Raw genomic sequence first — 19,208 nt, forward strand, 5'->3', positions numbered from 1 at the left:
TCGCCACCCGGCCGACTCCGCATGGACGAACCGGTCAGACGTGTACGACCACTACGCGCTCCTCTTTCGCGCGTTGCGGTTCTTCGACCAGCCGGTGCAGGTCGTCAGGATCGCTGGTGAGCAGTACGACGGGGCGAGCTTGCCTCAACGCGGTGGCCGCGACCATTGCGTCGACTGCGCACCGATGCCCGGACAGGCCGGTGCTCCCGAGCAGTTCCCCGGCGGACCGTCCGATTTCTGGGGTCACCGGTACGACCACGACTCTGGACAGAACGCGGTGTACCGGTGCGTCACGGGCTCCTCCGCGAAGCACCTCCGCCAAGGTGACCGCGCTGACGACGGCCCTGCCGCGACGAAGACGTGCGGTGTCCAGGTAGGCCCGGGCACGGGGGTCCCCGGCCGCGATCTTGACCAACCCTTCACTGTCGAGGACCAGGGTCCCGCCGCTCACTGCCGGACGTCCGGCCAAGCCGCTCCCGCCTCCGCCAAGAACCGCTCCGGCACGGGGCCGTGCTCCTCGTCCAGCAACGCGGCCAGCTCACCCAGCAGGTCCAGCTCCAACTGCCGTGCGACGGCTTCGGTCACGTACTGGCTGAACTCGCCACGACCCACCCGTCGTTGCACGGCCGCAGTCAGCTCCTCGGGCATCGACACGCTGACCTTGCGCGCTCGTCCGAGGGGGTGGCCGGCTTGCCGGGACTCCGGGTGGGCGACCGGGTCATCTCCGGACGGTGGATGCCACGGAGGCGATGCCTCGCCCGTGCCGTGGAGGGACGCCAGTTGTCGGGCGAGCCTCGTCACCGATTCAGCATGACCGGCGAGCGAAGGTGGACCCACCTCCGCGTCAGCGGGCTCGAAAGGGCGTGCGGCCATAGTTCGATACTACCAGCGGTAGTAAGGTGGAGCTGCTGTTGCATCACATGCAACAGGAGATCCATTGATTCCGTTCACCGACGACCGTCGGCCCGGCCCTGCTCAGCCGCCCTCGGTCCAGTAGCGCTGGAGCCTGGCGACCGCTTCGTCCTTGCTCATCCCGGCCACCTCGGACTCGTCGAGGCCGGCACGCGTGATCAACATGTGCACGAGGTCGGCGGGCAGGGCCGCCGCCGGCGGCTCAGGCGCCCCACGAGCAGGTCTGATGCCGTCCCGCACGCATGACCAGAACGTCGGTTCGTCGACGTCGAGTTGATCGCGGAGGATGTGCTTCCACACGCTCTGCCCGTAGTTCGTGCGGTCCACCGGGTGCGAGACGCGGGTGCGCAGAACCCTGCCGTCGACAAGATCGAGTTCACAGGTGACGTGATGCGTCCCGGTTCGGCCGCGGGCGTCGCGCACCCGGCGCCATTCCTCTGCCCGGCAGAACGTTTCGTGATCTCTGCGCGTGGGCTGCGGCCAGGAAGTCACCGCGCGGAACCGACGAGCCAGTCGCGTAGCTGCTCGTCGTCGCTGAAGCTGATCAGGTGCACCAATCCCCAGTTGTCGCGGTGGTTCGGGGCGTTGAGCAGGCGCTCCTGCCAGTCGTCCGCGTACTCCCGCAGAGCGTCGATCATCTCGGTGATCGCCTCGTCGAACGACGCGCCGTCAGCGGCCACCGGCAGCCCTGGGATGAACACCGACCAGCCGCCTGCCTCCGGGACGACCTGGGTGCGCGCCGGAACGATCGATGCGAGGAAGTCGCGCAGCCGCTTCACGTCCACGACAGCTGTCGTGGCCGAATCACGACGAACCGTGGCAACCCGCCCCGTCTCCGCAGCATCCAGCAAGTCCTTCAAGTGCGCGCGAGCGTCGGTGTAGCTGTCGTAGTGAACTGCAGACATGCCGGCCTCCCCGGGTGGTCCTGACGACCAGGATGCCTGCGCGACGTAAGTACGTCAAGTACGTCAAGTACGTCAAGTACGTCAAGTGCTTCTGCGCGTGCTGCGACTGCGAGCGGAGGTGGCAGAGCCGGGGCAACATCCGTCGCCCCGGCTCCGACCGGCTACTTCACCTGCTGAACGCGATCAGCTGCACCCGGAGGTGGAGCCGCAGCCCTCGCACAGGTAGCACGAGCCCGCCGGGCGCATCTTCGTGCCGCAGGTCATGCACAGCGGGGCGTCGGCGGTCGTGCCCAGGTGCAGTTCCAGCAGCTCGGTGGAGCTGCCCACCTGGACGTTCTGCGCCTGCGGCTTCTCCTCGACGGCGGCCTTCGGGGTCGCGTCGACCGACGTGCGCAGGCCCTCCAGGTCCACGTCGCCGCTGCCGTAGTTCTCGTTCACCTGCGCGGTCCGCTCGTCGGCGGTGAAGATGCCGAGCTGCGAGCGCTTCTCGAACGGCAGGTAGTCCAGCGCCAGGCGGCGGAACAGGTAGTCCAGGACGCTGGTGGCGATCCGGACGTCCGGGTCGTCGGTCATGCCGGCCGGCTCGAAGCGCAAGTTCTGGAACTTCGAGACGTAGAACTCCAGCGGGATGCCGTACTGGAGGCCCACCGAGATCGACATCGAGAACGCGTCCATCACGCCGGCCAGGGTGGAGCCCTGCTTGCCGAGCTTGACGAAGATCTCGCCCAGGCCGTCGTCCGGGTACGAGCCGGCGTGCAGGTAGCCCTCCGCGCCGCCCACCGTGAACGACACGGTCTGAGACGGGCGCTTCTTGGGCAGCCGCTTGCGGACCGGGCGGTACTCCACGACCGTCTCGGGCTTGGCCTCGGCCGACGCCTTCGCGGACTTGCCCGCCGACAGCGGCTGGCCGACCTTGCAGTTGTCGCGGTAGATGGCCAGCGCCTTCAGGCCCATCTTCCAGCCCTGGTAGTAGACGTCCTCGACGTCCTCGACGGTCGCCGTCTCCGGCATGTTCACCGTCTTGGAGATCGCGCCGGACAGGAACGGCTGGACCGCCGCCATCATCCGGACGTGGCCCATCGGCGCGATGGAGCGGTCGCCCATGGCGCAGTCGAAGACCTCGTAGTGCTCCAGCTTGAGGCCGGGCGCGTCGACCACGTGGCCGTGCTCGCCGATGAACTCGACGATCGCCTCGACCTGCTCGTCCTGGTAGCCCAGGGACTTCAGCGCGCGCGGCACCGTCTGGTTGACGATCTGCATGGAGCCGCCGCCGACCAGCTTCTTGAACTTGACCAGGGCGAGGTCGGGCTCGATGCCGGTGGTGTCGCAGTCCATCATCAGGCCGATGGTGCCGGTCGGGGCCAGCACCGACGCCTGCGCGTTGCGCCAGCCGTTCTTCGCGCCGACCTGGATGCCGTCCTGCCACGCGCGGGTGGCGACCTTGTGCACCGCCGAGTCGTTCGCGTGGAGCGTGCGGATCAGGTCGTTGGCGGCGGCGTGCTTGCGGATGACCCGCTGGTGCGCCTCGGCGTTGCGGGCGTAGCCCTCGTACGGGCCGACGATCCCGGCCAGCTCGGCGGACCGCTTGTAGGCCACCGCCTGCATCAGCGAGGTGATGGTGGCGGCGAGCGAACGGCCGCCCTCCGAGTCGTAGGCGTGGCCGGTGGCCATCAGCAGCGCGCCCAGGTTGGCGTAGCCGATGCCGAGCTGGCGGAACTTGCGGGTGGTCTCTGCGATCGGCTCGGTCGGGAAGTCCGCGAAGCTGATCGAGATCTCCATCGCGGTGATGACCAGCTCGACCGACTTGGCGAACAGCTCCGCGTCGAACCGGCCGTCGTCCTTGAGGAACTTCATCAGGTTCAGCGATGCGAGGTTGCAGCTGGAGTTGTCCAGGTGCATGTACTCCGAGCACGGGTTCGAGGCGGTGATCCGACCGGACTCCGGCGTGGTGTGCCAGTCGTTGATCGTCCCGTCGTACTGGATGCCCGGGTCGGCGCACTCCCACGCCGCCTTGGCCAGCTTGCGGAACAGCGACTTGGCGTCGACGTGCTCGATCACCTCGCCCGTCTGGCGGGCGCGCAGGCCGAACTGGCCGCCGTTCTCGTAGGCGTGCATGAACTCGTCCGACACCCGGATCGAGTTGTTCGCGTTCTGGTACTGCACGGAGACGATGTCCCGACCGCCCAGGTCCATGTCGAACCCGGCGTCGCGCAGCGCGCGGACCTTGTCCTCCTCCCGCGCCTTGGTCTCGATGAACTCCTCGACGTCGGGGTGGTCCACGTCGAGCACGACCATCTTCGCCGCGCGGCGGGTCGCGCCACCCGACTTGATGGTGCCCGCCGACGCGTCCGCGCCGCGCATGAACGAGACCGGGCCGGATGCCGTGCCGCCCGAGGACAGCAGCTCCTTGGAGGAGCGGATGCGCGAGAGGTTCAGGCCCGCGCCCGAACCGCCCTTGAAGATCAGGCCCTCCTCGCGGTACCAGTTGAGGATCGACTCCATGGTGTCGTCCACGGCGAGGATGAAGCACGCGCTGACCTGCTGCGGCGAGTTCGTGCCGACGTTGAACCACACCGGCGAGTTGAAGCTGAACACCTGGTGCAGCAGCATCCAGGTCAGCTCGTGCTCGAACGCCGTGGCGTCCTCGTCGGTGCCGAAGTAGCCGTGCTCGACACCCGCCTCGGTGTAGGTCTTGACGACGCGGTCGATGAGCTGGCGCAGGCTGTGCTCGCGCTGCGGGGTGCCCACCGCGCCCCGGAAGTACTTGCTGGTCACGATGTTCGTCGCGTTCACCGACCAGAAGTCCGGGAACTCGACACCGCGCTGCTCGAAGTTGATCGAGCCGTCGCGCCAGTTCGTCATGACGACGTCGCGGCGCTCCCACGTCACCTCGTCGTAGGGGTGCACGCCCTCGGTGGTGTAAACGCGGGCCACGGCGAGGCGCTTGTCCCCCGCACCGTTCCGGGTGGCCGTCTTCTTGCTGGTGCCACCAACGGTTTCCGTCATTCCCCGTTCCTCTTTCCGCGCGTCGTCGAAATCGGTGGTGCGACCAACGTCCGGGCTCCCGTCCGAGGCGGTCGCGGGCATGTTCGTGTGCCACTGGGTCTGGCGTGGTGCGGCTTTGCGGTGGTGCGGCTCGGTGTGCGGTGGTGCGATTCGCGCGGGGCTAATCCCGCTGCGCGGTGCGCAGGTCCGCGATCTCCTTCTCGAAGTCCTCGACCGAGGAGAACGACCGGTAGACGCTGGCGAAGCGCAGGTACGCCACTTCGTCGAGGTCTCTGAGCGGACCGAGGATCGCCAGGCCCACCTCGTGGCTGGGGATCTCGGCGCAGCCGGTCGCGCGGATGGACTCCTCGACGCGCTGGGCCAGCAGGTGGAACGCGTCCTCGTCCACGGGCCTGCCCTGGCACGCGCGGCGCACGCCGGTGACGACCTTGTCCCGGCTGAACGGCTCGGTCACCCCGGACCTCTTCACCACGGCGAGCACGGCCTCCTCGACGGTGGTGTAGCGGCGGCCACAGCTGGAGCACGACCGGCGGCGGCGGATCACCTGACCTTCGTCCACCTCGCGCGAGTCGACCACGCGGGAGTCCGAGTTCCGGCAGAACGGACAGCGCACGACTGGTCACCCTTCCCTGCGCGGCACCCACCGCATCAGCCCCACTGGCGGGGAATACCCCAACCTGTGGACTGACTACGCCGGTGTCACCACTAGATGTGGGGGTCAACCTATGCCGGTGGCACATCTGGTGCAAGTCGGTCCCCGGCGTGTCGCGGCCGACACGGTCGGGTGAAACTCGCTGCGACGGGGCGGCTACCGGGTGGCTGCCGGGTGACGGCCCGGGGCACGGCCGGCGACACCTTAGCGGCTCCGCGCGGTGGCGCGGGCGGGGTGCGCGGCGTGGCCGTGGGTGACGTGGTGGTGAGCGGCTCGGCGGTGCGTGGCGCGGCCGTGGGCGGCGCGGCAGGCGAGGGGCTCAGCGGGGGAGGGGCGCAGCGGGTAAGAAGCCGTCGCGGCTCTTGGTCGGCCGGTCCTGCCCGGCCGGGCGGGCGGGTGCGGAGCGGGGGAGCATCAGTTCGCCGGTGCGGTGCGGCCGTCCGGGACCACCAGGGGCAGGCCGGGGGTGATCACCGTGGTGTCGGTGAGGTGGTTCAGCTCCTTGATGCGGTCCACCACCGCCTGCGGGTTGCTGTCCGGGGCGGAGCGCTCCGCCACGTCCCACAGCGACTCACCCACCTGGACGTGCACGACGCTGGTCCGTTCGGGGACCGTCGTCGCGCCCGAGCCGTACAGGTAGAGCAGGCTCAGCGCCACCGCCGCCACGACCGCAGCCGCCGCGTAGAGCGCGAACTGGAGGGCCGGGTGGCGGGGGTCCTCGCGGACCTCGCACGCCACCGGGTCGGGCGCGGCGCCCGCGGGGAGCGGGCGGGCGCGCGGCGTGGCGGGGCGGCGCGCGTCCCCGAAGGTGCGCAGGACCCTCGGACCGGGGTGGGCCTGCACTCCCCGGCGCACGTCCTCCGCCGTGGTCCCGTCCACGAGGTCGAACCCGTTCCGCGTGCCAACGACCACCGCCATGACGCCTCCATCGCAGGTCATCCGATCATGATCGAACTGTTGTTCGATCGAACGTCCGTGCGAATGTCTACCACTTCGACCGGGAAATCCGGAAGGACACGCCGACACTTACTTCGAACAGGTGTTTGATCTGGGCGTTGAGTGCGACTACCTTCACAACTGCAAGATCGACGCACAGCCGGCCTGGGCAATCGGGACCGGTGAGGAGGGAAGCACTGTGGCTCGCAAGACCGACGACGACCTGCGCATCGCCGCCGATGCGCCCTCCGCCCCCGGACCCGCCGACATCGCGGGCAACGCCGGGCTCACGCTCCGGCAGCGGAAGGTGCTCGACGTCATCCGGGACTGGCTGGACCGGTTCGGCTACCCGCCCAGCGTCCGGGAGATCGGCGAGGCGGTCGGCCTGACCTCCACCTCCTCCGTCGCGCACCAGTTGCGCGCGCTGGAGCGCAAGGGCTTCCTCCGGCGCGACCCGAACCGCCCGCGCGCGGTGGGCGTGCTGCCCGCCGAGATCGTGACCGGGGTCGACCCGGCCGCGCGGCCGACGCCGGCGTACGTGCCGATGCTGGGCAGGATCGCGGCCGGTGGGCCGATCCTGGCCGAGGAGTCCATCGAGGACGTGTTCCCGCTGCCGCGCGAGATCGTCGGCGAGGGGGAGGTGTTCCTGCTCAAGGTCGTGGGTGACTCGATGGTGGACGCGGCCATCACCGACGGCGACTGGGTGGTCGTCCGCCAGCAGCCGACCGCCGACAACGGCGACGTGGTCGCGGCCATGATCGACGGCGAGGCGACGGTGAAGACGTTCAAGCGTCGGGACGGGCACGTGTGGCTGCTGCCGCACAACTCCGCGTACCAGCCGATCCTGGGCGACGAGGCGTCGATCCTGGGCAAGGTCGTGGCGGTGCTGCGCAGGCTCTGACCGCCGTGGTGGCCACGGCGGGTGCCGGGGCCGGTCACGGTGCTGCGCGGGCTCTGAGCCGGGCAGCGGCGTGCGCCTAGACCCGCCTGCGGCGGGAGCGGCGGATGGCCAGGGCGACCAGCGCCAGCGCGGCTGCTCCCGCGCCCAGCACCGGCCACAGCGGGCGCTCCTCGGGGCTCGCCGAGGTGTCCACCGCCGCCGGCTCACCCCGCCCCGGCTCCTCCGGAGCGGGTGCGGTGGTCGTCGGTTTCGGGATCGCCGACGCCGCCGCTCCGGCGACTGCGCGCACGGTCGAGCTGGTCGCGCCCTGGTTGCCGAACTCCGAGGCGGACAGCAGGGTGCCGTCCGGGTCGAACGCGATGGCCTCGCCCTGCGCCTCGTCCGGCAGCGGGATGCGGACCGGGTCGCCCTCCAGCGCCGTGGCCAGGTCGCCGTCCGGGACGGGGAACAGGTAGGCGTCGGTGTAGGTGCGCAGCGCCGCGACCTTGCCGTCCTTCGACATCGCGCCCCCGGTGACGACCCGGGTCATCACCGAGCTCTGCACCGGGCCGCCCGGCGTGTCGGTGCCGCTGATGGACACCCGCGCGACCTGCTCCAACGGGGTCGGCCCGGCTCCGTCCCACGCGCCGGCGGGCCGGTACACCAGCGCCGACCCGATCGGCTCCTTGGTCACCAGGTGCGGGGTCCCGTCGGCGGCCAGCAGCAGGGCCTCCGCGTCGTGCTTGCCGTCGGGGTAGGTGAAGCGGAAGATCCGCGCCGACCCGTCCTGGCCGACGGCGTGCAGGGCGACCGTCTCGCGGGACTTGCCGTTGTCGCCCGTGTCGGCCAGCCAGAGCGTGCCGTCCGGGGCCAGGGCCAGGTCCTCGACGTCGTACGGGTTGGTCGCGGCGGTGATCGTGTCGGTGATCCGGCAGCGCCGGTCCAGCACGTGCACCTCGATGGCACCGTTGTCGCTGTCGTTGACCGCGAACCACCGGTCACCGTCCGACGCCAGCCCCGACAGCTCTTCCAAGCGCCGGTCGGCCACGTCGCAGACGTCGGCGACGGCCGGCTGCGCCGTGGCGAAGCCGGCCGTCAGGGTCAGGGTCAGCAGTGCGGCGTTGATCAACGGGTCAGGCGCGGCTTCCGTCCACGGCGAACTGCTCCAGCACGCCGGCCAGGTCCGGGCGGACCCGGGCGCTCAGCTCGGTGCCCTCCTCGGTGTGCCGCTCCTTGAGGATCTCGCCCTCGCGGTGGATGCGGGCGACGATCTCGCCGCGCGCGTAGGGCACCAGGGCCTCCACCACGACCTCCGGGCGCGGGATCAGCGTGGCGATGCGCTCCCGCAGCTCCTCGATGCCCTCGCCGGTGCGCGCGGACACCAGGACGGCGGTCGGGAACAGGTGGCGCAGCCGGGCCAGGCCCAGCTCGCCCACCGCGTCGACCTTGTTGACCACCAGCAGCTCCGCCGGCATCGGGTCGTCGCGGCGCTCGCTGATCTCGGAGATCACCTCGCGCACGGCCGTGACCTGCTTCTCCGGCATCCCGTCCGAGCCGTCCACGACGTGCACCAGCAGGTCGGCGTCCGCGACCTCCTCCAGCGTCGACCGGAACGCCTCCACGAGCTGGTGGGGCAGGTGCCGGACGAAGCCGACCGTGTCGGTGAGCGTGTAGGGCAGGCCCTCCGGGGTGGTGCTGCGCCTGGTCGTCGGGTCGAGGGTGGCGAACAGCGCGTCCTCCACCAGCACGCCCGCGCCGGTCAGGGCGTTGAGCAGGCTGGACTTGCCGGCGTTGGTGTAGCCGGCGATGGCCACGTTGGGCACCGCGTTGGCGACCCGGGCACCGCGCTTGGTGTCCCGGATGACGCTCATGGCCGTGATCTGCCTGCGCAGCTTCGCGATCCGGGCGCGGATGCGCCGCCGGTCGGTCTCCAGCTTGGTCTCACCGGGACCGCGCAGGCCCACGCCGCCGTTGCCGCCGCCGGCACGACCACCGGCCTGCCGGGACAGCGACTCGCCCCAGCCGCGCAGGCGGGGCAGCAGGTACTGGAGCTGGGCCAGCTCGACCTGCGCCTTGCCCTCCTTGGAGGAGGCGTGCTGGGCGAAGATGTCGAGGATGAGCGCGGTGCGGTCGACGACCTTGACCTTGAGCTTCTCCTCCAGCTGCCGGAGCTGGCCGGGGGACAGCTCGCCGTCGCAGATCACCGTGTCCGCGCCGGTCGAGATCACGATGTCGCGCAGCTCGGAGACCTTGCCGGAGCCGATGTAGGTGGCCGGGTCGGGCCGGTCGCGCCGCTGCACGAGGCCCTCCAGCACCTCGGAGCCCGCCGTCTCGGCGAGCAGCGCCAGCTCGGCCAGCGAGGCGTCGGAGTCGGCGGCGGTCCCCTCGGTCCACACGCCGACCAGCACGACGCGCTCCAGGCGGAGCTGCCGGTACTCGACCTCGGTGACGTCCTGGAGCTCGGTGGACAAGCCCGAGACGCGGCGCAGCGCGGCTCGTTCGGCGAGGGCGAGCTCGCCGGTGGACAGCTCGGCGTCGTGGTCGAGCCAGTCGTTGCTGTGGTGCGTGTTTTCCGTCATTTGCCTCTCATCGTCGCACGTCCGGACGCCGTCGCCGAGTGGTTAACCGCCGGATCAGTCTCCGGGGTACACCGCGAGGTAGAGCGCCACGCGGTCCCCGGAGGGGTCGCCCGGCTCGGCTGCCAGCTCATCGAACAACGAACGGAGCCGCCGGTTTAGTTCCTCGCGGTCCACCCGGACGACGAGCCGGGTCTGGTCGAGGCGGGCCGGGTCGACCTCGGCGACCTCGGCGAGGTACGCCTCCAGCACGTGGCTGCCGACCGCCGCACCGCCCGCGAGCCGCCACGACAGGCCGGTGGACAGGTAGGGGACCTCCCGCGCGCCCCGGTTGCCGGTGCGCGCCGGCTGCGCCTCCAGGAAGCCCGCGGCGACGAGCTTGCGCACGTGGTGGAGGGTGGTGGCGGGGTCCTTGCCGAGCCGGTGGGCGATCTCCTTGTTGGTGAGCGCGCGGTCGTAGGTCAGCCGGATGATGCGCAACCGCACCGCCGAGGCGAGCGCGGCGGCCTCGGCTTCGGTGGCGGGGCGCCGGTGCATGGTGCGCAGCCTAAGCGATTGACACTTTCCAATCACTTCGGTGAGACTCCCCGCCGTGTCCCTCTGGCATCACCGCGACTTCCGGCTGCTCTGGGCCGGCGACACCATCAGCCAGTTCGGCTCGACCATCGGCCGCACCGTGCTGCCGCTGCTCGCCGTGGGCGCGCTCGCCGCCACCCCGGTGCAGATGGGCCTGCTGACCGCCGCGAGCACGGCCGCGTTCCTGCTCATCGGCCTGCCCGCCGGGGTGTGGGTGGACCGGCTGCGCCGCCGCCCGGTGATGCTCACGGCGGACTTCGTGCGCGCCGCGCTGATGCTGTCCGTCCCCGTCGCCTGGTGGCTGGGCACGCTCACCTTCGCCCACCTCGTCGTGGTCGCGCTGCTGGTCGGGGCGGCCACGGTCATGTTCGACATCGCCTACCAGTCGTACCTGCCCGCGCTGGTCGGGCGGGACCAGCTCGTGGAGGGCAACGCGAAGCTCACCGCGAGCCAGTCCGTGGCCGAGGTGAGCGGACCGGCTGCCGCAGGTGGCGTCGCGCAGGCCGTGGGTGCGGCCAACGGCATCCTGGCCACCGGCGTCGGGTACCTGTGCTCGGCGCTGTTCCTGCTGCGCATCCGCACCGAGGAGCCCACGCCGAGGGTGCCCGACCGGCCCGGCCTGGTCGGCGAGATCGCCGAGGGCCTGCGGTTCGTCTTCGGCAACCGGTCGCTGCGCGCGGTCGTCGGCACCACCGGCACGGCGAACTTCTTCGACGGCGTGGCGCTCGCCGTGCTCGTGCTGTTCCTGGTCCGCGACCTGGGCCTGTCCGAGGGCGTGACCGGGCTGGTGCTCAGCTCGGCGGGCGTGGGCGGCGTGCTCGGCGCGCTGACCGCGAACCGGTGGAACGCGCGGTTCGGCCAGACCCGGGTGATCTGGCTGTCGATACTGGTCACCCAGCCGTTCGGGCTGCTGCTGCCGCTGGCCGGCCCGGACTGGCGGCTCGGGTTCGTGGTGGTCGCGGACCTGGTGCTGGCCTACGGGGCCATCGTCTACAACATCGCCCAGGTCAGCTACCGGCAGGCGATCTGCCCGGACCACCTGCTCGGCCGGATGAACGCCTCCATCCGGTTCGTGGTGTGGGGCGCGCTGCCGCTGGGCGGGCTGGTCGGCGGGCTGCTCGGGTCGCAGGTCGGCATCCTGGCCACGCTGTGGGTCGCGGTGGTCGGGCGCGCGCTCTCACCCGCCTGGGTCGTGTTCTCACCGTTGCGGTCCGCGCACGGCACCGTCACCACTGCGGGCGATGCGGGGCGGGTCGGGTGATCACTAGCGTCGCACCCCATGGTTGACACGACCCTGGTGCGCGACGGTCTCCGGTTCGGCGAAGGACCCCGGCGCGGACCGGACGGCAGGCTCCACTACTCCGACTTCTACGACCACGAGGTGCGCGCGCTCGACCTCGACACCGGGGCCGAGGAGGTCGTCTGCGCGGTCCCCGGCCAGCCGTCCGGGCTGGGCTGGCTGCCCGACGGCCGGCTGCTCGTGGTGTCCATGAAAGACCGCGTGGTCCTGCGGCTCGAAGACAGCGGGCTGGTCCGGCACGCCGACCTGAACGACATCGCCACCTTCCACGCCAACGACATGCTGGTCGACGCGCACGGCCGCGCCTACGTGGGCAACTTCGGCTTCGACCTGCACGCGGCGATCGCGGCCGGCGGCGAGGCCCAGCTCCTGGGACCCGACCGGGTCGTGCCCGGCACGCCGCTGGCGCTGGTCCAGCCCGACGGCACGACCTCCGTCGCCGCCGACGACCTGAAGTTCCCCAACGGCATGGGCCTGCTGCCGGACGGCCGCCTGGTGGTCGCCGAGACGCTGGCGTTCGGGCTGACGGCGTTCGACGTGGCGTCCGACGGGACGCTGTCCGGCCGCCGCGTCTGGGCCCCGCTGCGCGACCACTTCATCGCACCGGACGGCATCGCCGTGGACGACGAGGGCGGCGTGTGGGTGGCGGCTGCGTTGCAGCCTTACGCGTTCCGCGTGGTCGAAGGCGGCGAGATCACCCACCGCGTCGAAACCAGCCAGATCTGCTTCGCCGTGGCGATCGTGGACGACCGCCTGGTGTGCTGCACCGCGCCCACCTCGCAGCCCGAGGTCGTCAGCACCGCGCGCCTCGGCCGCCTGGAGGTCCACCGGCTCTGACACCGCCGCCGGCGTCACCGACTACTGGGCGTCCCACCAGGTCTGGTCGAGCTCTCCGCGAGCGAGCAGCACGGCCGGCCCGGTGAGGGTGGACGTCTCCTCCTCGACCACCACCGTCACCTGTCCACCCAGGACGTCCACAGTGGCCTTGCCGGTGCGCAGGCCGGTGCCGTGCAGCCACGCCGCCACGGTGGCGACCGTGCCCGTCCCGCACGACCGGGTCTCGCCGACGCCGCGCTCGTGCACGCGCATCCGCAGCGCCCCGTCGCCCAGCACGTTGACGAACTCGACGTTCACGCCCTCCGGGAACACCGCCGGGTCGTACTGCGGCTGGTCGCGCAGGTCCAGGGACTCGACCGGGGTCGTCGTCACGCACGCCAGGTGCGGGTTGCCGACGTTCACCGCCACCCCGGCGAACTCCACCCCGCCGACCCGCGCTGACGACGTCCCGGTGACCCGCGCGGGACCCATGTCCGCCGTCACCGTGCCGTCCTCGTGGGCGGTGATCAGGCGCCGACCGCCCCGGGTACCGACCTCGAACTCACCCGGCGGCACCAGACCGGCGTCCACCAGGTAGCGGGCGAACACGCGCACGCCGTTGCCGCACATCTCGGCGATGGACCCGTCCGCGTTGCGGTAGTCCATGAACCACGGGCCGAGGTCGGGCCGCACGACCCGCAGCACGCCGTCCGCGCCCAGCCCGCGCTGCCGGTCGCACAGCGCCCGCACGCGCGACTCGGTCAGGTCCAGCAGGCCGTCCGGGTCCGGCAGCAGCACGAAGTCGTTCTCGGTGCCGTGGCCCTTCAGAAACTCGACTCCCACGCCCACCAGGCTACGTCGCCAGCAGCGCGAGCACGTCGGCGACCAGGTCGTCGGAGCCCGCGTCGAACCAGGTGACCCGCCGGTCGCGCCGGAACCAGGAGCGCTGCCTGCGCACGAACCGCCGGGTGGCCTGCGCGGTCTCCGCCGCCGCCGTGGTCAGGTCGTACTCGCCGTCGAACGCGGCCAGCACCTGCTGGTAGCCCAGCGCCCGGGACGCCGTGCGGCCCTCCCGCAGCCCGACCGCCTCCAGCGCCCGCACCTCGTCCACCAGGCCGTCGGCGAACATCCGGGCCGCCCGCCGGTCGACCCGCTCGTCCAGTTCGGACACCTCGCGGTCCAGCCCCACCAGCACCGCGCCGTAGCGGGCCGGTCCGGGCTTGGGCAGGGTCGCCGAGAACGGCTGCCCGGTCAGCTCGATGACCTCCAGCGCCCGCACCACGCGGCGGCCGTTGGTGGGCAGGATGGCCAGCGCGGCGGCCGGGTCGAGCTGGGCGAGCCTGCCGTGCAGGGTCTCCGCGCCGAACACCGCCAGCTCGTTCTCCAACTGGCCCCGGATGCGGTCGTCGGTGCCCGGGAACACCAGGTCGTCCAGCACCGCCTGCACGTACAGGCCCGAGCCGCCGACCAGCACCGGCACCGTGCCCGCGCCGAGCAGCGACTCGATCACCGCACGCGCTTCCCGCTGGTAGGCGGCGACCGAGGCGGGCTCGGTCACGTCCAGCACGTCCAGCAGGTGGTGCGGCACCCCCCGCCGCTCGGCCTCGGTCACCTTCGCGGTGCCGATGTCCATGCCCCGGTAGAACTGCATCGAGTCGGCGTTGACCACCTCGCCGCCCAGCTCGACGGCCAGCCGCACGGCGAGGTCGGACTTGCCGGTGGCGGTGGGGCCGACGACGGCGACGGGGGCGTTCACGGGGTCAAGCCTCCCAGACGGCCACGTGGTAGCCGACGCCGAAGGGTGCCGAGAACTCCGACCGGGTGCACCGCCACGCGCCGGGGACGCCGGCCAGCACCTGCCACGCCGCCCGCCCCCGCGCGCCCAGCTCGTCCGCGAGAACCGGGTCGAGCGCTTTCAACGCCGCCACGTCGGCCGTGGCGAGCGCGTCGCGCACCGACTCGTCGAACGGCGCGGCGCGCTCGTCCGGCCGCCCCACGGCGTGCTCGCCGTGCCGGTGCGAGCCGTCGGCGAGCACCAGCAGCGCCCGTCCCGGCAACTGTGACCCGAATGAGACGCAGTCGGCCACCGGCAGATCCGGCGGCACCAGGTGCACTTGGACGGAGCGCGCGCCGGCGTGCTCCCGGAGCCACCCGGCGACCAGCGCGGGCAGGGGCAGCGAGGGATCCGCCGGGGAGGCCGGACCGTCGAGCGAAACCCGCACGTCAACGCCGAACCCCCGGAAGGAACCGGAGGTGTCGGCCACCGTCCGGGGCCCGGACGGGTCGACCGCGACGGCCGTCCAGTCGACGTCGTGGGCGGCCAGCTCGCGTGCGGCGGCGAGGCACGCGGACCGCACGGACGCGGTTTCCGGGACGGCCCCGCCGACCAGTTCCGGCACGAGGAGGGGAGGGTGCGGGACCACGGCGACACGCGAGATCATGACAACGCACGCTACTCATCGGCCACCACCAGTACCGATGAGAGCCTTGACCTGTTTGAATGCGCGCGGGGTACTGGGCACTGCCTGAGGTGTCGCGGTACCCGGGTGCTGGGCCCCGCCATCGGCGGGGCGCCCGTGGTCGGCACGGGCACCACGAAGTGGGCAGGCGAGGAGGAAGCCGGCGATGACGGAGCACGAGACGACACCGGAAGCCACTGGTGACAGTGGTACGGGGGCGGTGGTCGAGGAGACGCGGGTGGAAAGCAGCACGCCTCCGCCGGTCCCCGTGGCGTCGGACCACCCTGACCGCTGGGGGCGCGTGGACGCGGACGGCACCGTCTACGTCAAGACGGCCGACGGGGAGCGGGTCGTCGGTTCCTGGCAGGCGGGCGAGCCCGCCGAGGGCCTGGCGCACTTCGCGCGCCGGTTCGACGACATCCGCACCGAGGTCGAGCTGCTGGTGACCCGGCTGTCGTCCGGGGCGGGCGACCCGAAGCACGCGCTGACCAGCGCCAAGCACGTCCAGGAGAGCCTGGCCGACGCGGCCGTGGTCGGCGACCTGGCGGCGCTGGCCGCGCGGGTGGACCACGTGCTGGCCAAGGCCGAAGAGGGCCTGGAGGCGGCGAAGGCGGCCAAGGACGAGGCGCGGGCGCAGGCGGGCGCGCGCAAGCTCCAGCTGGTGGAGGAGGCCGAGGTCCTGGCCAACGAGTCCACCCAGTGGAAGGCGGCGGGCGACCGGCTGCGGACGATCCTGGACGAGTGGAAGACCATCCGGGGCGTCGACCGCAAGACCGACGAGCAGCTGTGGCGGCGGTTCTCCAAGGCCCGCGACGCGTTCAACCGCCGGCGGGGCTCGCACTTCGCCGACCTGGACCGCCAGCGCGGCGTCGCCAAGAACCGCAAGCAGGAGCTCGTGGAGGAGGCCGAGAAGCTCGTCTCGTCCGACGACTGGGGCCCCACCGCCGGCCGCTACAAGGACCTGATGGTCGAGTGGAAGGCCGCCGGCCGCGCGCCGAAGGAGGCCGACGACGCCCTGTGGCAGCGCTTCCGCGCGGCGCAGGACGCGTTCTTCGCCAAGCGCTCGGAGGCGTTCTCGGAGCGTGACGCGGAGTTCTCGGCGAACGCGAAGCTCAAGGAAGAGCTGCTCGCCGAAGCCGAGCACATCGACCCGTCGCACGACCTGGAAGCGGCCCGCCAGCAGCTCTACAAGATCCAGGAGCGCTGGGACGCCATCGGCAAGGTCCCGCGCGAACGGGTCCGCGAGCTGGAGGGCAAGCTCCGCACCATCGAGGAGAAGGTGCGCGGCGCGGTCGACGCCCAGTGGCGCCGTTCCGACCCCGAGGCCGAAGCCCGAGTGGCCCAGTTCCGGGAACGCGTCGAGCAGTTCGAGGCCCAGGCCGAAAAGGCCCGCACGGCCGGCGACAAGCGCCGCGCCGAACAGGCCGAAGCCCAGGCGAAGCAGTGGCGCGAATGGCTCGCGGCAGCAGAACAGGCCGTAGCCACCCGCTGACCGACGAACAACCAAAACAGCCCGGCCTCAGCAACACGAGAGGCCGGGCTGTTTCACGAAAAACAAGCAGAAGCACGCCAAATCGAAGCCGCGCAGCACGGGCCAAACCGTCTGCGTGTCATCCCCGTGTGGCCTGCACGCAGTGAACCGCGCTTGAGCAGTGAGTGCAAGCACGCTTTTCGCTTGCACTCACTGCTCAAGGGTGGTTGCCTTGGCCAGGCCACACGGGGATGACACGCAGACCCACCGCCTTTGTCATCCTTGGCGGCCTGCCTGTCCGGCGAGGACGCTTTTGCTCTTCTTCTTTTTAAGACCTAAAAGCAAAGCCTAAAAGCAAAGCCTAAAAGAAAAAACGAAAAAGAAAAGAAAAAGCCGAAAAGCGACGCTCGCCGCTGGGCAGGCCATACGGGGAGAACACAAGGGCGGTTGCGTCCTTTTCGGGTGCTGCCGCTTTGTGCGTTATTGGATCGGTGGCCTTGATGCCGCGACTCTCAGCCATTTGACCAGCAGCAGGATCACTGCGATCACGGCCACCACGAGTCCTGCTCCTGGGCCGTCTCCCGGTTCGTGGCCGGTGGTCGTCTGGGTCATCCAGATCGACAGCACGCCGCTCACCGATGCCGCGAACAGCGCCAGGGCCGTCACCCAGGCCAGGGCCCACCTGCGGATCGCCAGCGTCGCGGCCGACAGGAGGACGCCCGCCGTCAGGGCCGCGTACGAGAACACCTTCGGGATCGCCCTGGCCTCGCCCAGCAGGACGTCCAGGCCGGTCTGGTCGCCGAGCCACGGGAGGATCATCGACACCAGGACGGCCAGGACCGCCACCGCGATGGTCAGCGCGCCCCGGCCCGGGTCGAAGCGCTTGGCGGCCGAGCGGCCGACCTCGTTGATCTCGGCCCTCAGTTCGCTCATGTCGTCGCGTCCGTCGCTCATCGTCCGACCGAGCACCCGCCGACGGCGGCCGGGAGCGGGTCGGGGGTGCCGAACTTCGGGAGTCCGAGGGTCACGCCGGACGTCTTGGGCTTGATACCGGCCTCCGAGCGGTCGCCCGCCTTGGTGCGGCGGTGGGTCAGGACGGCGCCGTCCGCGATCAGGTTGTGCGGCGCGGCGTAGGTCACGACGGTCTCCACGACGTCGCCGGGGCGGATCGGCGCGTCGCCGGGGGTGAAGTGGACCAGCCGGCCGTCGCGCGCCCGGCCCGACATCCGCTGCGTCTCCGCGTCCTTGCGGCCCTCGCCGTGCGCGACGAGCAGTTCCACCCTCCGACCGACCTGGAGCTTGTTCTGCTCCCACGCCAGCTCGTTGACCAGCGTGACGAGTCGGTCGTAGCGCTCCTGCACGACCTGCTTGGGCAGTTGGTCGGGCAGTTCGGCGGCGGGCGTGCCGGGGCGCTTGGAGTACTGGAAGGTGAACGCGCTGGAGAACCGCGACTCGCGCACGACGTCGAGCGTGGCCTGGAAGTCCTCCTCGGTCTCGCCGGGGAAGCCGACGATGATGTCGGTGGTGATGGCCGCGTCGGGCATGGCCGCGCGCACGTTGTCCAGGATCGACAGGTACTTCGCGGACCGGTAGGACCTGCGCATCTCCTTGAGCACGCGGTCGGAGCCCGACTGGAGCGGCATGTGCAGTTGGTGGCACACGGTCGGCGTCTCGGCCATCGCGGCGATGACGTCGTCGGTGAAGTCCTTCGGGTGCGGCGAGGTGAACCGGACCCGCTCCAAGCCGTCGATGCCGCCGGTCGCGCGCAGCAGCTTGCCGAACGCGAAGCGGTCGCCGAACTCGACGCCGTAGGAGTTGACGTTCTGCCCGAGGAGGGTCACCTCCAGCACGCCTTCGTCGGCCAGCGCCTGGACCTCGGCGAGCACCTCGCCGGGTCGCCGGTCCTTCTCCTTGCCGCGCAGCGACGGGACGATGCAGAACGTGCACGTGTTGTTGCACCCGACCGACACCGACACCCACCCGGAGTAGGCGGAGTCGCGGCGCGCGGGCAGCGTGGACGGGAAGGTCTCCAGCGCGTCGAGGATCTCGACCTGGGCCTCCCGGTTGTGCCGGGCGCGCTCCAACAGCACGGGCAGCGAACCGATGTTGTGCGTGCCGAACACCACGTCGACCCACGGCGCGCGCCGGACGATCTCGCCCTGGTCCTTCTGCGCGAGGCAGCCGCCGACCGCGATCTGCATGTCCGGGTTCGCGGTCTTGGCCGGGGCGAGGTGGCCGAGCGTGCCGTACAGCTTGTTGTCCGCGTTCTCCCGCACCGCGCAGGTGTTGAACACCACCACGTCGGGGGCCGCGTCGCCTTCCACGGGCGCGTAGCCCGCGTCTTCGAGCATCCCGGCGAGGCGCTCGGAGTCGTGCACGTTCATCTGACACCCGAACGTGCGGATCTGGAAGGTCCTGGGAACCTGCAACGTGCTCACGTAGTCACCATATCCCCTGGTCAGTGACCGCTTGAGGCCACGGTCGCGGTGCGTCCACCGATGCTGCCCACCAGGTAGGTCACTCCGTGGGGCGAGGCGGTCCGAGGCGGCCCGCCGGCCGCGCGCCGCGCGTGGATGACGCTCCGGTGTCCACCCCGCATCGTATGCGCCGCGCCGCCGCGACCTCCGGGGGCACCGGCCCTGACCGGGCGCAATCCTTCCGGCGGGGTCCGGCGCGGGCGGCCGACGTGCGACGATGCGACCGTGTCGGGAACGCTGTT

General features: G+C 71.2%; 19 protein-coding genes. 4 read left to right on the plus strand and 15 right to left on the minus strand.

Going from position 1 to position 19,208, the window contains the following annotated elements; genetic code table 11:
• Nucleotides 1-34: 34 nt before the first annotated feature.
• The 7 genes from AB0I60_RS33925 to AB0I60_RS33955 all read right to left on the minus strand — a co-directional run bounded on the left by AB0I60_RS33925 (nucleotide 35) and on the right by AB0I60_RS33955 (nucleotide 6,393).
• A complete protein-coding gene (locus tag AB0I60_RS33925) occupies nucleotides 35-451 on the minus strand; it encodes a PIN domain-containing protein (protein ID WP_360737374.1) in 417 nt (138 codons plus the stop codon).
• A complete protein-coding gene (locus AB0I60_RS33930) occupies nucleotides 448-648 on the minus strand; it encodes a hypothetical protein (protein WP_360737377.1) in 201 nt (66 codons plus the stop codon). Before AB0I60_RS33930 ends, AB0I60_RS33925 begins: the two co-directional genes overlap by 4 nt.
• 327 nt (nucleotides 649-975) lie before the next feature.
• Entirely contained in the window at nucleotides 976-1,335 is a 360-nt protein-coding gene (locus tag AB0I60_RS33935; protein WP_360737380.1) for a cytotoxic translational repressor of toxin-antitoxin stability system, read from the minus strand.
• Nucleotides 1,336-1,400: 65 nt separating this feature from the next.
• Nucleotides 1,401-1,817: a prevent-host-death protein gene (locus AB0I60_RS33940; RefSeq protein ID WP_360737382.1), complete on the minus strand. Its 417-nt coding sequence runs from the start codon at nucleotides 1,815-1,817 to the stop codon at nucleotides 1,401-1,403.
• A 183-nt stretch (nucleotides 1,818-2,000) separates the two neighbouring features.
• Nucleotides 2,001-4,823, minus strand: coding sequence for a vitamin B12-dependent ribonucleotide reductase (locus tag AB0I60_RS33945; protein ID WP_360737385.1), 2,823 nt, complete (start codon nucleotides 4,821-4,823; stop codon nucleotides 2,001-2,003).
• 160 nt (nucleotides 4,824-4,983) lie between these two features.
• Nucleotides 4,984-5,436, minus strand: coding sequence for a transcriptional regulator NrdR (gene nrdR, locus AB0I60_RS33950; protein WP_360737388.1), 453 nt, complete (start codon nucleotides 5,434-5,436; stop codon nucleotides 4,984-4,986).
• A gap of 453 nt (nucleotides 5,437-5,889) precedes the next feature.
• Nucleotides 5,890-6,393, minus strand: a complete 504-nt coding sequence (locus tag AB0I60_RS33955) for a LysM peptidoglycan-binding domain-containing protein (RefSeq protein WP_360737390.1) — start codon at nucleotides 6,391-6,393, stop codon at nucleotides 5,890-5,892.
• A 247-nt stretch (nucleotides 6,394-6,640) separates the two neighbouring features.
• Between AB0I60_RS33955 and lexA the strand changes: the two genes are divergently transcribed.
• Entirely contained in the window at nucleotides 6,641-7,312 is a 672-nt protein-coding gene (lexA, locus tag AB0I60_RS33960) for a transcriptional repressor LexA (protein ID WP_360737644.1), read from the plus strand.
• A 76-nt stretch (nucleotides 7,313-7,388) separates the two neighbouring features.
• Here lexA and AB0I60_RS33965 read toward each other — a convergent pair whose 3' ends face one another.
• From AB0I60_RS33965 to AB0I60_RS33975, 3 genes are read right to left on the minus strand one after another with little or no spacing between them, the layout of a single operon-like run.
• Nucleotides 7,389-8,420 (minus strand): hypothetical protein, encoded by a 1,032-nt coding sequence (locus AB0I60_RS33965; RefSeq protein ID WP_360737392.1) that lies wholly within the window; start codon nucleotides 8,418-8,420, stop codon nucleotides 7,389-7,391.
• A 4-nt stretch (nucleotides 8,421-8,424) separates the two neighbouring features.
• On the minus strand, nucleotides 8,425-9,870 hold the full coding sequence (gene hflX, locus AB0I60_RS33970) for a GTPase HflX (protein WP_360737394.1): 1,446 nt from the start codon (nucleotides 9,868-9,870) through the stop codon (nucleotides 8,425-8,427).
• A gap of 54 nt (nucleotides 9,871-9,924) precedes the next feature.
• Nucleotides 9,925-10,404 carry a winged helix-turn-helix domain-containing protein gene (locus AB0I60_RS33975; protein ID WP_360737396.1) on the minus strand — a complete coding sequence of 160 codons (480 nt, stop codon included), beginning with the start codon at nucleotides 10,402-10,404 and terminating at the stop codon, nucleotides 9,925-9,927.
• 55 nt (nucleotides 10,405-10,459) lie between these two features.
• Between AB0I60_RS33975 and AB0I60_RS33980 the strand changes: the two genes are divergently transcribed.
• Both AB0I60_RS33980 and AB0I60_RS33985 read left to right on the plus strand, forming a co-directional pair.
• Nucleotides 10,460-11,704 (plus strand): MFS transporter, encoded by a 1,245-nt coding sequence (locus AB0I60_RS33980; protein WP_360737398.1) that lies wholly within the window; start codon nucleotides 10,460-10,462, stop codon nucleotides 11,702-11,704.
• Between the two features lie 18 nt (nucleotides 11,705-11,722).
• Complete coding sequence (locus AB0I60_RS33985; protein ID WP_360737401.1) at nucleotides 11,723-12,580, plus strand: SMP-30/gluconolactonase/LRE family protein; 858 nt, start codon at nucleotides 11,723-11,725, stop codon at nucleotides 12,578-12,580.
• 21 nt (nucleotides 12,581-12,601) lie between these two features.
• On the opposite strand, the gene dapF is transcribed toward AB0I60_RS33985, so the two are convergent.
• From dapF to AB0I60_RS34000, 3 genes are read right to left on the minus strand one after another with little or no spacing between them, the layout of a single operon-like run.
• Nucleotides 12,602-13,408, minus strand: coding sequence for a diaminopimelate epimerase (gene dapF / locus AB0I60_RS33990; protein ID WP_360737403.1), 807 nt, complete (start codon nucleotides 13,406-13,408; stop codon nucleotides 12,602-12,604).
• A gap of 4 nt (nucleotides 13,409-13,412) precedes the next feature.
• Entirely contained in the window at nucleotides 13,413-14,315 is a 903-nt protein-coding gene (miaA, locus tag AB0I60_RS33995) for a tRNA (adenosine(37)-N6)-dimethylallyltransferase MiaA (protein ID WP_360737405.1), read from the minus strand.
• A gap of 4 nt (nucleotides 14,316-14,319) precedes the next feature.
• Nucleotides 14,320-15,000, minus strand: coding sequence for a class III extradiol dioxygenase subunit B-like domain-containing protein (locus AB0I60_RS34000; RefSeq protein WP_360737407.1), 681 nt, complete (start codon nucleotides 14,998-15,000; stop codon nucleotides 14,320-14,322).
• 184 nt (nucleotides 15,001-15,184) lie between these two features.
• Between AB0I60_RS34000 and AB0I60_RS34005 the strand changes: the two genes are divergently transcribed.
• Nucleotides 15,185-16,510 carry a DUF349 domain-containing protein gene (locus tag AB0I60_RS34005; protein ID WP_360737409.1) on the plus strand — a complete coding sequence of 442 codons (1,326 nt, stop codon included), beginning with the start codon at nucleotides 15,185-15,187 and terminating at the stop codon, nucleotides 16,508-16,510.
• A gap of 459 nt (nucleotides 16,511-16,969) precedes the next feature.
• Here AB0I60_RS34005 and AB0I60_RS34010 read toward each other — a convergent pair whose 3' ends face one another.
• A complete protein-coding gene (locus AB0I60_RS34010; protein WP_360737412.1) occupies nucleotides 16,970-17,443 on the minus strand; it encodes a hypothetical protein in 474 nt (157 codons plus the stop codon).
• Nucleotides 17,440-18,927: a tRNA (N6-isopentenyl adenosine(37)-C2)-methylthiotransferase MiaB gene (gene miaB / locus AB0I60_RS34015; RefSeq protein ID WP_360737415.1), complete on the minus strand. Its 1,488-nt coding sequence runs from the start codon at nucleotides 18,925-18,927 to the stop codon at nucleotides 17,440-17,442. Before miaB ends, AB0I60_RS34010 begins: the two co-directional genes overlap by 4 nt.
• Nucleotides 18,928-19,208 lie beyond the last annotated feature (281 nt).

This window comes from Actinosynnema sp. NPDC050436, from assembly GCF_040655415.1.
Lineage (GTDB): Bacteria > Actinomycetota > Actinomycetes > Mycobacteriales > Pseudonocardiaceae > Actinosynnema.